We start from the raw sequence: 14,807 nt of genomic DNA, 5'->3' as shown, positions 1-14,807 counted from the left end.
TTATTCTGAACAGGTATATTCTTAAATACGGAAAAAGGGAAATAACTTTATAATGAATATTTTAGTTTTGGGTAGCGGTGGCCGTGAACATGCACTTGCATGGAAAATCGCACAAGATGCAAAAGTCACTAAAGTTTTTGTTGCACCTGGTAATGCAGGTACTGCAACTGAAGACAAATGTGAAAATGTTGAACTCGATATTTTAGACAATCCAGCCATTATTGCTTTTGCCAAACAAAATGATGTGGCATTAGTCATTGTTGGCCCTGAAGCACCTTTAGTGAATGGTGTCGTGGATGCAGCACGCGAAGCTGGCTTAAAAATTTGGGGACCAACCCAATATGCAGCTCAGCTAGAAGGTTCTAAAGCATTTGCAAAACACTTCTTAAAACGTCACAACATTCCAACCGCCTTTTATGATGTCTTTACTGAAGTTGATGCGGCTAAAGCTTATGTTGAGCAAAATGGCGCACCTATCGTCATTAAGGCCGATGGTCTTGCTGCGGGTAAAGGCGTGATCGTTGCCATGACCAATGAAGAAGCTTTTGCGGCAATCGACGATATGCTAGCAGGCAACAAATTTGGCGATGCGGGTTCACGTGTTGTGATTGAACAATTCCTTGCAGGCGAAGAAGCAAGCTTCATTTGCATGATCGATGGCAACAATATTTTGCCAATGGCGACATCACAAGACCATAAACGTATTTTTGAAGGCGATGAAGGTCCAAACACAGGTGGTATGGGTGCTTACTCTCCTGCACCTGTCGTCACAGCAGAAGTCTTTGAACGTGTCATGAATGAAGTGATGCGTCCAACCGTTGATGGTATGGCTGCGGATGGTCACGTTTATACAGGTTTCTTATACGCAGGTTTGATGATTGATGAACAAGGTCAACCACGTGTGATCGAATTCAACTGTCGTTTTGGTGACCCAGAAACTCAACCGATCATGATGCGCTTAAAATCATCTTTAGTTGATTTGGTTGAGGCTGGTATTGCAGGTAACTTGCCAAGCGAAGCTGAATGGGATGAACGCAAATCGATTGGTATCGTTCTTGCAGCCGGTGGTTACCCTGAAACGGTACGCAAAGGCGATGTAATTTCAGGTCTTGGTCAATCTCCAGAAGACACCAAAATCTTCCATGCAGGTACTGCAATGAGTGCTGATGGTCATGTGATTACTGCGGGTGGTCGCGTACTCTGCGTCACAGCCTTAGGTGATACCGTACTCGAAGCTCAAATCAATGCGCTAGAAGTTTGTGGCCAAGTCACTTTCACTGGCATGCAATACCGTAGCGATATTGGTTATCGCGCCATTGCCCGTGAAAAAGCTGAATAAGTAAATTATGCTTGAAAGCCTTCTTCGGAAGGCTTTTTTTATTCCTTAAATTGCATAATTCCTACTTCTATATTCATTATTTAAATATAAAATTCAGAAAAATATATATTTGTGTTCTAATTCAATCTGCTACAGATCTTTTTTGAAAAAATCATAAAACTATCATCAATTTATATTTACTTATGATGTAATTTTTCTCAAATAATCATAGTCTTATACTCACCAGGACAATCTGCTGCACTGTCCCCTGCATTAAATTATTGGTATGATTGCCGAAATTTTAGATGTTGTTTTTATGTTAATTCAGTATTCTTTTTCATTCATTTCAAATGATTAGAATATTTTTCCTAACAAAACAAATTGCAGCTAAATCCAAATTTGATTAGAAAAAGATATGAATGCTTGATTTCCCACTGTATATATACTGAATGGGAACATGAATATTCATTTATTTTTCGCGTGTTGTGGAAAGGACTCTACTGAAAACCTCAAGAATAATTCACGTGATTGTTTGAGGACGATGCCAATTTACAACATACAAACCTATTGCAATCATTAATGCTTGAGAAAGGCTGATTTTCTCGACATTATTCCGATTAGGATTTATACATGAAAAAGCTGATTAGTCTTTTTTTAAGTGTATCGGTGTTATTACTTGCAGCTTGCAGTAAACAACCAGATACCGCATCTACCGAGCAAAAAGGTGATGCTGCTGCATTACAAACTGTTGTAATCGCTTCTACAGGTTCTGACGCTGATATCTGGCGTTATATCGCAACTCTACCTGAAACCAAAGCTGCTGGTCTCAAACTTGAAATTAAAAACTTCACTGATTACGTTGCCATGAATACTGCTGCAGCGAACAAAGAAGTTGATTTGAATGCATTCCAGTCTTACGCTTACCTTGTGGCATTTAATGCTGCCAATAAAGATAAGATTGCACCTGTTTCAACCACGTATTTAGAGCCAATGGGTATCTACTCAAGCAAAGTCAAAAAAGTTGACGAATTTGCTGAAGGTGCAACTATTGCGATTCCAAATGACGGCGCGAACGAATCACGTGCATTATTACTTTTACAAAGCGCGGGCTTAATCAAGTTAAAAGCTGACTTTGATCCAGTAAAAGGCACGCCTGCTGACATTACTGAAAACCCGAAAAAAATTGTGATCAAACCAATTCAAATGGCAACAGCTGTACGTGTTAAAGACGAAGTTGATGCGATTTTATTAGGTAATACGCTTGCAATGGAAGGCGGTTTAAACGTTCTGAAAGATGCGATTTTCTATGAGCCTGTAGATCAAAGCACGAAGCTGAATGTTAACGTTTTAGCGACTGCAGAATCTCGTAAAGATGATGCTGTATTGCAAAAAGTTGGCGCGCTTTACCATACTGAAGCTGTGAAGCAATATGTTCAAGAACACTTTGCAGGTACGAAAGTTGACGTGAACAAACCAACAAGCTACCTAACAGAAGCAAATTCGTAATATAATGCTCTCAAATAAAACAGGCAAAGTGATTTTGCCTGTTTTTTCTTTTCTGCCATAGTACTGACGAACATGATCCAATTTAAAAACATTTCGAAACACTATCAGTTGAAAGGTCAAACGATCAATGCACTGGACCAGATCAATCTAGAGATCCCAGACGGTAGTATCTTTGGCATTATCGGCTATAGTGGTGCAGGTAAAAGTACGCTGATCCGTTTGATTAATTTGCTTGAACGCCCGACGCAGGGACAAGTCATTATCAATCAAAAAGACTTCACTGCTATGGACGCGCGAACACTTCGTCAAGAACGTGCAAATATTGGCATGATCTTTCAGCACTTCAATCTACTTCAGACTAAAACCGTGTCTGAAAATATTGAAATGCCACTTAAATTACTTGGTCATAGCAAAGCTGAACGTGAAAAACGTCTGGCTGAACTACTTGAGTTTATCGATCTTAAACATAAAAAAGATGCCTATCCTGATGAGCTTTCAGGGGGTCAAAAACAACGTGTTGGTATCGCGCGTGCACTGGCCAATCATCCCAAGATTCTACTGTGCGATGAAGCAACTTCCGCCCTTGATCCACAGACCACAAAATCTGTTTTAGCGCTATTAAAAAAGATTAACAAAGAACAGAACATTACCATTGTCATGGTCACCCATGAAATGGATGTAATCGAATCAGTATGTGATTATGTGGCGGTCATGGAGTCAGGTCATGTGATTGAAACCGGCCCGACACTGGATATTTTCAGTCAGCCACAGCATCCAACCACCAAGACCTTTATTCAAACGGTATTGCAACAGCAGTTACCAGTAAATATTTTAAGTAATCTTGAACATCAACATCATAATAGTATCTATAGCTTGCAGTTCCTCGGCACTTCGGCACAAGAAACCGTGATTCAGGCTGCGATTAAACAATTTGATGTGAGTTTAAATATTCTGTTTGCCAATATGACCGAGATTAATGGTACGGTGATCGGACAAATGTTTATCCAGCTTTTGGGTGATCCGTTGATCATTCAGGAAACCGTAAAATTCCTTGAGCTTCAAGGCGTGAAAGTGGAACAATCTGGAGTGGTAAGCCAATGAGAGATTTCATCGTACAATGGCTGACCCAAGTCACTGCTCCATTTTGGCATAGTTCCCTCTCGATCGACCAATTTGTCACAGCACTGCAAGAAACCTTTCAAATGGTGTTCTTCTCTCTGCTGTTTGGTTGCATTTGGGGCTTGATTCAAGGTATTACGCTAGTTGTTACCCGCTCAGGCGGTATCCTGCAAAATCGTGCGATTTATTATTTTCTAAATCCCATTGTGAATGCACTGCGTTCCCTTCCCTTCATTATTCTGCTGATTGCCGTTATTCCACTGACTAAAATGCTGGTTGGCACTTCAATTGGAACATGGGCAGCGATTGTGCCTCTGACTATTTATGTGGGTCCATACTTAGGCCGTCTGATCGAAACCTCATTGCTTGAAGTAAATGAAGGTATTGTGGAATCCGCTCAGGCAATGGGTGCTTCACCGTGGCAAATCATCTTCAAGTTTATTATTCCTGAAGCACGTAGCTCACTCATACTAAACTTAACCACAGGTACGATTTCTCTCATCGGCGCGACTGCAATGGCAGGTGCTGTAGGCGCAGGCGGGATCGGTGACTTGGCGATTTCTTATGGTTACCAACGTTTCGATACGAGCGTAGTGATTTTAACCGTCATTGTATTATTGCTGTTGGTGCAAATGGTACAAATGTTCGGTGACTGGCTAGCAAAATTACGTTAATAAAAATATAGAAAAAGCGCTCATGATGGGCGCTTTTTTTTACACCTGAACCTTTTAAGGAAAGTAAATTTCATTGGCTGCCTTGAAGGTATTGACATGGAGCGGAACTAAATCGGTTAAATTCTGATAGCCGCCAGCCAATACAAATAGCATCGGGATTTTCATTTTCTTCGCCATTTCAAAGACAATGCGATCACGCTCAAAAAGTAATTCTGTGGTCAACCATTTTGAACCATATTTATCATGTTGGTGACAGTCCATGCCTGCCTGATAAATCATCAGATCCGTCTCCCAACGTGAAGCATACTGAAAGGCCTCAAAGATTGCCTCTCGATATAAATCAAAATTACCTTGCTTGGGATGAATATAACGGGTCAAGCTACGTTCGCCAGCCTTGCAGCCAAAACGAATTCCAAAAATGCCAAAATTAATCAGATTGGTCATACGGTTGGTGAAAATAGCCGTGCCATCCCCACCATGTTGATCACAATCCAAAATAAAAATACGTTTTTCTGGATATTGCTTGGCAACCAATGCCAGACCATTAAAGGTGCAATAGGCTGCGCCAGATTCATAACTGGCATGATGAAACCCCTGTGCAATATTGGCCGCAACTCCTTCTCTCAAGGCAATTTCAGCGCCCAGTAATTGTCCAGCCTGAACCGATAAAATCGCATCTCGCAACTGATCATTCCACGGCTTGAAACCTTGTATGGTGGCAAATGCCGATTGCCCCGATATAAAAGCATCGACATATTGTGGATGATGCAATTTCCTCAAGATTTCCACATCAATCAGCCCTGGATCTACCAGCTCTGCCATTTGATGCGTACGCAACACATCCGCTACAGCTGTGAGTTTTTCCATACTATTGGTATGCGTTTGCGCAAAGTAGCGTGGAGAGTAACAAGCTTTTAGCATGGATGTCCTACATAAATCTGATCTTTGGCAATATCCATCAGCTGAGCTAATTCAGTGCTATCAGGCCTGAATAATCCATTATCCACCTGCTGTTTAAAATGATAGCCAAATGCCCGCGCACGATGTTGTGGTGAAACAGCCAAAGTGGTTAAGCGTAAAAACCAGAAGCCATTCATCTCGGCAATCGGGATCACATAGCCTTTATATTGCTTGTTTTGATGCTTTTCGAGCTGTTCAATTTCATAATGCGCAGAGAATAAACTTCCCGCAGGTAATCGTACCCCATTCATCATTAAAGGAACCAAACTGATACAGGAATGGTTATCCCCCATATTCAATTTTTCCATCATAATTGGTTGATCATGTTCATCCACAAAAATATTGATTTCACCCTGTCGTAATAACCGATGATGCGCAATGCGCAAAAAGAATTTTTCTGCCATCGGGCAAGAACCCACTTTAGGCTTTTCAAGCAAAGCCTGACATTCAATCATGCCGAAATCCTGCGCCGTTTTAGGCAGGATAATATCGGCAAGTAACTGGCAAATCAGGATACTTTCTTCCAACTCGGCATATTGATGAATGCTTCTAAGTTTGGCTTGAAATTCGACTTCTTGCTGTAAATTCTGTGCAAAGCTCTCTTGCAGGTTTAAACGCTTTAAAGTCTGCTGGACTTCTAAATTGATATCCAGATTCCGCCACGTTTCTAGTGTCAGACCATATGAACCCGCTTGATTGAGAATGTTTTTCAGCGCTTTGGTTTCATAGTCCTCAAAAATTCGTAAATCCTGAAACCCAACCGGATCACGCACCTGCGAAACAAACTCTGCAATAACGCGAGTCGCTTGTGTATAGCCACAACCTCTCCGTTCCGTTTGATGACTAAAGTGTTCATTTAACATTTCTGTCAGCTTGGCAGAGAGCGGATATAAATATTTTTTAAAAATCATGACCACTTCGTGATCGATCAAATCAGACATAAGCTCCCCTGCTTCATCATGATGATTTACAACGACCTCATCCTTATTTTGTTAAATCTCATTTTTAATTGATTTAGCTTTAATAAAGTATTTCTTATAGGATTAAAGATGAATATAAACCATTAACTTATAAAAGTTTTCTTTCATCTTTATTTAAAATACAACACTTGTCAACTATAAATAGACGCAATGAATATCGACGTCAGAATCTGCCTCAAAAAGTCAGTATTAATGTATAAATGCAGCACTTTTTTGCACTCGATAGCATTTGCACTTAAACTAGAATCAGGCACTCAGTATTGAGTACCCAACTCGCAATAACCACATGGAACAAAGATTCAGGACTCGGCTATGCATTACAAGATTCATGTAATTGACGTAAAAAATGCCTTAAAAAATTATATCTGGTTATTGGAAGATACCCGCAGCAAAGAAGTTGTGGCGGTCGATCCAACGGAAGCCGATCTGGTCACAGCGTTTTGCCAGCAGCATCAACTCACTCTGAAACAGATCTGGCTGACCCATTGGCATCCTGACCACACTGGTGGTGTTCCGGGCTTATTGGCAAATCAGAATCTTCTGGTTTACGGCCCTCGAGATGAATTGAGTAAAATTTCCCTGATCTCAAATCCCCTACAGAATAATGATCATTTTCACTTTAATGATCTCAAAATTGAAGTCATCGCGACCCCTGGTCACACTTTAGGTCATATCACTTATTTCATTGAAGAGATGGACAGTCTGTTCAGTGGAGATACTCTGTTTGCAATGGGCTGTGGACGATTATTTGAAGGCACAGCCGAGCAAATGTATCACTCCTTAAATCGACTGGGTGCATTACCTATCCAGACCAAAGTGTATTGCACCCATGAATATACGCTTGCCAATGGTGAATTTGCCTTGACTGTAGAACCACATAATGTCGCCTTGCAAGAACGTATGCGACAGGTCAAAGCATTAAGAGATGCAGATCAAATCACCTTACCCAGTACGATTGAACTGGAACTCGAAACCAATCCATTTTTACGTACTGAAAGTGCTGAGGACTTTGCGCGTATCCGCAGCCTAAAAGATCAGTTTTAATTAATGATGTAAATTTAAGCGATTCATTTTCTACTTTTATCTTAAGGTAGAAAATGAAATCATTTTTTACATTTGTCATGAAATATTTATTTAAAAAATAATTTTTAAATACCAAAAAATAAAAACAATTTAACCTTTAATTTCAATTAGATAAAAAATCATCAGATAACATTATACCTAGAAAAATTACGCTAATTTTACATTACTTACACGTGGCAAAATAATTCTATGCAATGCCCCTTTAAAAAAATTTATCTGACCCTTATTAATAAATACATGTTCACAAGGAGATCTGTCATGAAAAACAGAGTTGTTAAAGCAAAAAACGTATTGGCTTTCCGTATTTGGTTAGAAAAATTGGGATATTCAGTTAAAAATCTGACAGATAACCGTGGTTTTACCTTTAGCTTTAAAAAAGAATATGGTTTGGTGACAGGCGATCTCTCTGGTAATGCTTTAGCAATGCAGTTGGGTGAAGAATTCGAAGATCATTTAAAAGCCTAATGACAAAATTTCCTAAACACGAGGATTCCAAAGGGATTTGGAATCCTTGATTTATACAGATAAGAATACTTCCAACTTTATCTCCCTTTTAATTCTTCATTTTCTAGCCATTTCCAATAAAATATTAGGGTCTGGTGACATTTCAGCCATACATTGCGTTATTCGCTAAAACCACATCAACAAGGCATGAAAAGCAGGCAATCGCAGCTCCTTGCCAAGTTTCATAACGTAGTTTAGGGAAGTTTTAGCTATAACCCTCTGGGACAGGGCTATTTTTTGCCGTTACTACGTTATGTTTTGCTTACTTAGAGTACTAAGTTTCGCAAAACTCTCCTTGTACCGCCTAAAAAATATCCTCTGTCGCAAGTATCTGTGAAATGTCAACAGTCCCTATTGGAACAAAACTGATTTCCAAGTATCATATTGCCCAGTCGAGGGATGCTGCGACAATTGATCGGCACTAAAGATCAATTTGCCAGGCTCGACGATCGGTTAAACATTCGCTTTAGCCAACAACGGCATCCGCGAACAGAATGATCCATACTATTTTTTCTAGGAGATCCTGATGAACGCGGTGAATGCTTCATTTACAGATTATAAAGTTGCTGATATTTCCCTTGCTGACTACGGTCGTAAAGAGATCAAACTTGCTGAAGCAGAAATGCCAGCTTTGGTTGGTTTACGTAAGCGTTATTCAGCGGCTAAACCACTTGCTGGCGCAAAAATCTTGGGTTGTATCCATATGACAATCCAAACTGCTGTTTTAATCGAAACATTAGTTGAACTTGGCGCAGAAGTGCGTTGGACCTCTTGTAACATCTTCTCTACTCAAGACCATGCTGCTGCTGCCATTGCTGCAAGCGGTGTGCCTGTATTTGCCTGGAAAGGTGAAACCGAAGAAGAATATGTATGGTGCCTAGAGCAGCAGATCAATGTGAATGGTCAGCCTTGGGATGCCAACATGATTCTGGACGATGGCGGTGACTTGACTGCACTTGTTCATGAAAAATACCCAGCGTTGTTAGAACGTATTCACGGTATTACCGAAGAAACCACTACAGGCGTGCAACGTCTATTGGAAATGTGGAAAGACGGTTCACTTAAAGTTCCTGCAATCAATGTGAATGATTCAATCACTAAATCGAAAAACGACAACAAATATGGTTGCCGTCATTCATTAAATGATGCGATCAAACGTGCGACTGACATGTTGCTTTCTGGTCGTCGTGCACTTGTGATCGGTTATGGTGACGTAGGTAAAGGTTCTGCACAATCTTTACGTCAAGAAGGCATGATCGTTCGTGTAACTGAAGTTGATCCAATTTGTGCAATGCAAGCATGTATGGATGGCTACGAAGTTGTATCTCCATACAAAAATGGCGTGCAAACAGGCAAGAAAGAAGACATCAATCACGATCTACTCGGCAATACTGACCTTGTTGTAACCACTACGGGTAACTACCACGTATGTGATTCAGCAATGTTAGATAGCTTAAAAGCGGGTGCGGTTGTATGTAACATCGGTCACTTTGATACTGAAATCGATACAGCTTACCTCCGTGGTTACAAGTGGGTTGAAGTGAAGCCACAAGTACACCAAGTATATCGTTCAGAAGATGAAAACAACTATTTGATCCTTTTATCTGAAGGTCGCCTAGTAAACCTTGGTAATGCAACTGGTCACCCTTCACGTGTCATGGATGGTTCTTTCGCAAACCAGGTTTTAGGTCAAATGCATTTATTCGCTGAGAAATTTGCTGACTTGCCTGCTGATCAAAAACAAGCGGCGATTCGCGTAGAAGTACTTCCTAAGAAATTAGATGAAGAAGTGGCTGCAGCAATGGTTGTTGGCTTCGGTGGTGTATTAACACAACTGACGCAAGTACAGGCAGATTACTTAGGCGTTCCAGTGGAAGGCCCTTTCAAATCTGACGCTTACAAATACTAAGAAAATCAGGGCAGACGTTTTACGGACTGCCCTTTTTTCTAAAATTTTTCAGGCGAGTTAAAAAGGATTTGAAATGACGAAGCGTGTTCCTATTTCTTTTGAGTTTTTCCCACCAAAAACTGATGCGGGTGCGGAAAAGTTACGTGTTGTTCATCAAGAACTACAACTGTTAAATCCAGAGTTTTTCTCCATTACTTATGGTGCTGGCGGTTCTACCCGTGAACGTACTTTAGCTGCGATTAATGACTTTAATGGTCAAGGTACACCTGTTGCGCCTCACTTGTCTTGTATCGGAGATGACAAGGCCCGTATCGCAGAACTATTAGACTTATATAAATCTCAAGGCATTGATCGTATTGTTGCGTTGCGTGGTGATCTACCTTCAGGTCAGGTGGGCTTAGGTGAATTACCGTATGCTCAGGATCTGGTTCGCTTTATTCGTGAACATTCAGGCGACCATTTCCATATTGAAGTCGCTGCATACCCTGAAATGCACCCACAAGCAGACAGTTTTGATGGTGACATCCAACGCTTTGTAGAAAAAGTAAATGCTGGGGCAAATGCTGGCATTACTCAATTTTTCTTCAATCCAGATGCATATTTCTACTTTATTGAGCGAATTGCGAAAGCAGGCGTGAATATTCCAGTTGCACCAGGTATTATGCCGATCACCAATGCAAGCAACTTAATCCGCTTTGCTGATGGTACAGGTGCAGAAATTCCACGCTGGATCCGCAAGCAGCTTGCTGCCTATGGTGATGATAGTGCAAGTATCAAAGCTTTCGGTCACGAAGTGATTGTGAATCTGTGCGAGCGTTTAATCGCTGGTGGTGCACCAACACTACATTTCTACTCAATGAACCAAACTGAACCGACTCGACAACTCGTTGTTGATCTTGGTTTAAACTAATTTGTACGAGCCCTACCCAAGCATGAATCGTTTTTATATCGAAACCGAATTAAATACTGGCAATACCGTTGAATTAACAGAATCGGTATTTCATCACTGGGTACGTGTGCTTCGCGCAAAAGAACAAGAACAGGCCATCTTTTTCAATGGAAAAGGTGGTGAATATTTGGTAACCCTGACCCAGATCAACAAAAAAAATGCGTTTGTTTCGGTCGATCAGTTTGATGCAGCAGACCGCACAGCCCCTTTTAAGGTGACTTTAGGGCAAGTCATGAGTAAAGGTGATCGTATGGATTATGCGATTCAAAAGGCGACTGAACTCGGCGTTACCACGATTCAACTTTTAACCAGTGAACGTTGCGAAATGCGTTTAAAGTATGATCGTGACCAAAAGAAACTGGATCACTGGCAATCTGTGGCAATTGCAGCATGCGAACAATGTGGGATGAATCGTGTGCCAGAAATTCTTGCCCCTATTTCTGTGACTGAATGGGTTGAGTTTGACTTACCGGCATCACGTTTTGTGCTTGCTCCGAATAAAGATCAGAACAACGTTCTGTTAAACTGTTCACCTGATCTGACTTTACTGATTGGCCCGGAAGGTGGCTTAAGTGAAGCAGAGATTAACATTGCCAATCAAAATAATTTTAAAAACTGGTGTATCGGAGACCGTGTTTTAAGAACAGAAACCGCTCCAGTTGTGGCTTTATCCATTTTAAATTACCACTTTGCTCCCTAATCATGCCTGAGCATTGCTTTCCATTTTATTTAGCGCTAATTTAAAGCGCAAATCGACTATGTTTACAAAAAAACAAAGACTGTCCACATAGATAAAAAATGAAAAGGATTATGCTTTATATGTTAGGGGTTCAGGACAAAAGCTTGCCACAGTTTATCTATACGGATCAAATTAGTTATCCGAATCATGTACGCTTGTTTGTAATAAGTGTGTTTGCTATTTGTCTGTTAGATTATGCACTGTTTGGCGTTTTTTACACCTTTGGAGCCAATATTTTTACCACATGGATGACTATCACACTTGCCATCCTGCTGGGTTTTTCCTGTATTTGTCATTTTTTATTAAAACGTTACTCTGCGGTTCGTTATAACCATAAAACCAATATTATTTTTCAACTCATTTGTTTTTTTACAGGTTTATTAATCGGCGTTAATACCGTCATTATCAATCATTATTTAGGCTCCGATGTTCCGAATTTGATCGGCTCTCATGTTTTAACACTCACCGCGTTATTACTGACTGCGTCACATATCATTGCACTGACCTTTTTAACACAGCATATCCGCTATTTCTTTTTATTTTTTATCCCGAGTATCGCGCCATTAATTATAACCCAGCTTTTACATCGGCATCATGACCATACCCTCTTCTATCTGGCCTATTATTCGTCATTTTTCGCGACCGTGCTTTGCGCTCAAGCCACTTATAAAATTCACAAGCATCTCGCGCTGGTACTGGAAAAAAATAAACAATTGATTGATGCTGCGCAACAGCATAGCAATTGGACTGAAGAACTCTGCCAACAGCTTCAACATGAAGTGAATAAATCTAAAGATATCGAAGCCCAGCTTCAGTTCAATAATCATTTGTTAGAACAAAAAGTGCGTGAACGTACATTTGACCTCACACAGATGAATGAAAGTCTAGAAGAACATCGTCAAAGTCTGGCATTAGCGCATGAAACCGCTGGAATTCAGCATTGGGACTGGAATCTTGAAAATACGATTCCTGATGCTTCGCCGCTTCCTCATGAAGTCGCCCATAATGCGCAAAATCTTTATACCTTACTGAATGAAGTTACCCATCCAAATGATGTTGAACGTGTAAAAAACACCTTGTATCAACACTTATCGGGCCAATCACCGCGTTACGAAGAAACTTTCCGTATTAAAAATGAAAATGGTGACTGGACCTGGATTCACGCTGTCGGTCAGGTCATTTTAAGAGACCCGAAAAATGGTACCGCCTTACGTATGGTAGGTGTGCATCGTGATATCAATCAGGAGAAGAAAGATCAGGAGCGCCTTAAATTGGCTGCGAATGTATTTGAACAGGCTTCTGAGGGTATTTTCATATTAGATGAAAACTTCAATTATGTTGAGATCAACCCTAAATACGAACAGCTCACAGGTTTAGATAAACAAGCCATTTTAGGCAAACAGCTATTTGAAATTACCAAACAGAATAAACAGCATCATCATAACTTTCATCTTTCTATTCTGGATACGCTACGTGAAGCACAGGAATATGAAGGTGAATTTCAGGAAACTTATAACTCTGAAAAATCATGTTTCCTATGGATTCACATCAATGCTGTGAAAGATGAACAAGATCGCGTCATCAATTATATTGGTATTGTTTCGGATCAAACTGAACGTAAACATCAGGAACAGCGTTTATCTTATTTGATCAACTATGACACCTTAACTGATCTGCCTAACCGTTTTTATTATCAGCAACAACTGCATCAATATCTGGTCAATGAACCTGCCATTCAACACCTGGCTGTCATTCGCCTGAATATCGATCGTTTCCGTGCACTCAATGAAATTATCAGCAATAAAGCTGGAAATGAGTTGCTTAAACAAGTCGCACAACGACTACGAATCAGTAATATTGATGCCCTGCTGGTCGCGCATTTAAGTGCAGATGATTTTGCGATTATTTATGAAATATCGCATTTACATCCGCCTATTCATCAACTCTGCAATAACATTGTAGAAGCTTTCAGCAAAGCTTTTTATATTGCCGATCAAGAATATTTTGTCAGTATCTCTATTGGGGTGGCAATCTATCCCGAACATGGTCGTCAAGTTGATAATTTAAATACCCATGCAGAACAGGCACTAAATGAAGCAAAACGCCTAGGTGGTAACACCATCCATTATTATTCCAATGAAAGAGCGAATTTTGTTGATCAATATAGTGATCTCGAGCTTGATCTAAGAAAAGCAATTCAGAACAATGAACTGGTGGTTTACTATCAACCGAAGATCAGCACACTCAATGATCAGATTAATGGTTTCGAAGCGCTGATTCGCTGGAAACACCCAACTAAAGGATTAATTATGCCAAGCATTTTTATTCCTTTAGCAGAAAGCACCAGCTTGATTTCCGATATTGGGCAGTTTGTCTTACATGAAGCAGCCAAGCAGTTACAGGCATGGCAAAAACTTGGTTTTAGCAATATCAATATTGCGGTTAATATTGTGGCCCAACAGATTTTGCGTGGTCAATTACTGCATGATATTGACGAAGTCCTGACAACTTATGATGTTTCTGGCAAAAACCTTGAACTGGAAATTACCGAATCCGCTTTTCTGGAAAATACCGAGAACGTTAAAACTATTCTCAATGCATTGAAAGAACGTCAGATCTCTATTGCACTGGATGACTTTGGTACAGGCTATTCTTCTCTTGCCTACTTAACCGAATATCCAATTGACATTTTGAAAATTGATCGTGCATTTATTTTAAAAATTGGTAATCCAAAACAGGATGCGATAGTTAATGCCATGATCGCCATGGGTAAAACAATTGGCCTAAAAGTCGTTGCCGAAGGTGTAGAAACCGAACAGCAGCGTGATTATCTGAAAACACAAAACTGCGACATATTACAGGGTTACCTGTTCTCCAAGCCACTAACTGCAATAGAAGCAACAGAATACCTGCAACAGCATCTACATCTGTCAACTGCAAGATATTCCATTTAAAAGTAAATTTTAAGCTTTTTGGCCCTTTCTTTGCTGCTGGGTATCGATTGTGAATAGCTGTATCGTTCAGTGAAAATAAGCTTTTTTGACTGTGCGAAAGCATGAACTAGTG

The 14,807-nt window shown here is 40.2% G+C and carries 12 protein-coding genes; 10 read left to right on the top strand and 2 right to left on the bottom strand.

Annotated elements, in window-relative coordinates; genetic code table 11:
• The first annotated feature begins 52 nt into the window (after window positions 1-52).
• The 4 genes from purD (at window position 53) to PJ15_RS15855 (ending at window position 4,617) form a co-directional block, all read left to right on the top strand.
• On the top strand, window positions 53-1,339 hold the full coding sequence (gene purD, locus PJ15_RS15870) for a phosphoribosylamine--glycine ligase (protein WP_047432455.1): 1,287 nt from the start codon (window positions 53-55) through the stop codon (window positions 1,337-1,339).
• Window positions 1,340-1,948: 609 nt separating this feature from the next.
• On the top strand, window positions 1,949-2,824 hold the full coding sequence (locus PJ15_RS15865; protein WP_004771540.1) for a MetQ/NlpA family ABC transporter substrate-binding protein: 876 nt from the start codon (window positions 1,949-1,951) through the stop codon (window positions 2,822-2,824).
• A 72-nt stretch (window positions 2,825-2,896) separates the two neighbouring features.
• The gene (locus tag PJ15_RS15860) at window positions 2,897-3,925 is read left to right on the top strand and encodes a methionine ABC transporter ATP-binding protein (protein ID WP_005256835.1); all 1,029 of its coding nucleotides are present in this window, start codon (window positions 2,897-2,899) and stop codon (window positions 3,923-3,925) included.
• On the top strand, window positions 3,922-4,617 hold the full coding sequence (locus PJ15_RS15855; protein WP_004771537.1) for a methionine ABC transporter permease: 696 nt from the start codon (window positions 3,922-3,924) through the stop codon (window positions 4,615-4,617). Before PJ15_RS15860 ends, PJ15_RS15855 begins: the two co-directional genes overlap by 4 nt.
• Window positions 4,618-4,671: 54 nt before the next feature.
• On the opposite strand, the gene PJ15_RS15850 is transcribed toward PJ15_RS15855, so the two are convergent.
• A complete protein-coding gene (locus PJ15_RS15850) occupies window positions 4,672-5,538 on the bottom strand; it encodes a histone deacetylase (RefSeq protein ID WP_047432452.1) in 867 nt (288 codons plus the stop codon).
• Window positions 5,532-6,518: a hypothetical protein gene (locus PJ15_RS15845; RefSeq protein WP_047432449.1), complete on the bottom strand. Its 987-nt coding sequence runs from the start codon at window positions 6,516-6,518 to the stop codon at window positions 5,532-5,534. Before PJ15_RS15845 ends, PJ15_RS15850 begins: the two co-directional genes overlap by 7 nt.
• A 351-nt stretch (window positions 6,519-6,869) precedes the next feature.
• Between PJ15_RS15845 and gloB the strand changes: the two genes are divergently transcribed.
• The 6 genes from gloB to PJ15_RS15815 all read left to right on the top strand — a co-directional run bounded on the left by gloB (window position 6,870) and on the right by PJ15_RS15815 (window position 14,695).
• Entirely contained in the window at window positions 6,870-7,601 is a 732-nt protein-coding gene (gene gloB, locus PJ15_RS15840) for a hydroxyacylglutathione hydrolase (RefSeq protein ID WP_047432447.1), read from the top strand.
• A 297-nt stretch (window positions 7,602-7,898) separates the two neighbouring features.
• Window positions 7,899-8,105 carry a hypothetical protein gene (locus PJ15_RS15835; protein WP_004771531.1) on the top strand — a complete coding sequence of 69 codons (207 nt, stop codon included), beginning with the start codon at window positions 7,899-7,901 and terminating at the stop codon, window positions 8,103-8,105.
• Window positions 8,106-8,670: 565 nt separating this feature from the next.
• A complete protein-coding gene (gene ahcY / locus PJ15_RS15830) occupies window positions 8,671-10,053 on the top strand; it encodes an adenosylhomocysteinase (RefSeq protein ID WP_047432445.1) in 1,383 nt (460 codons plus the stop codon).
• Window positions 10,054-10,126: 73 nt separating this feature from the next.
• Window positions 10,127-10,963, top strand: coding sequence for a methylenetetrahydrofolate reductase [NAD(P)H] (metF, locus tag PJ15_RS15825; RefSeq protein ID WP_005229551.1), 837 nt, complete (start codon window positions 10,127-10,129; stop codon window positions 10,961-10,963).
• A gap of 22 nt (window positions 10,964-10,985) precedes the next feature.
• Window positions 10,986-11,702 carry a 16S rRNA (uracil(1498)-N(3))-methyltransferase gene (locus PJ15_RS15820; protein ID WP_047432442.1) on the top strand — a complete coding sequence of 239 codons (717 nt, stop codon included), beginning with the start codon at window positions 10,986-10,988 and terminating at the stop codon, window positions 11,700-11,702.
• Between the two features lie 119 nt (window positions 11,703-11,821).
• Complete coding sequence (locus tag PJ15_RS15815; protein ID WP_047432439.1) at window positions 11,822-14,695, top strand: EAL domain-containing protein; 2,874 nt, start codon at window positions 11,822-11,824, stop codon at window positions 14,693-14,695.
• Window positions 14,696-14,807 lie beyond the last annotated feature (112 nt).

Origin of the sequence: Acinetobacter sp. neg1 (genome assembly GCF_000788125.1) — a bacterium.
GTDB classification, from domain to species: domain Bacteria; phylum Pseudomonadota; class Gammaproteobacteria; order Pseudomonadales; family Moraxellaceae; genus Acinetobacter; species Acinetobacter vivianii.
Note: the sequence above shows the minus strand (reverse complement) of the source record. Positions and strands in the feature narration are given on the sequence as shown.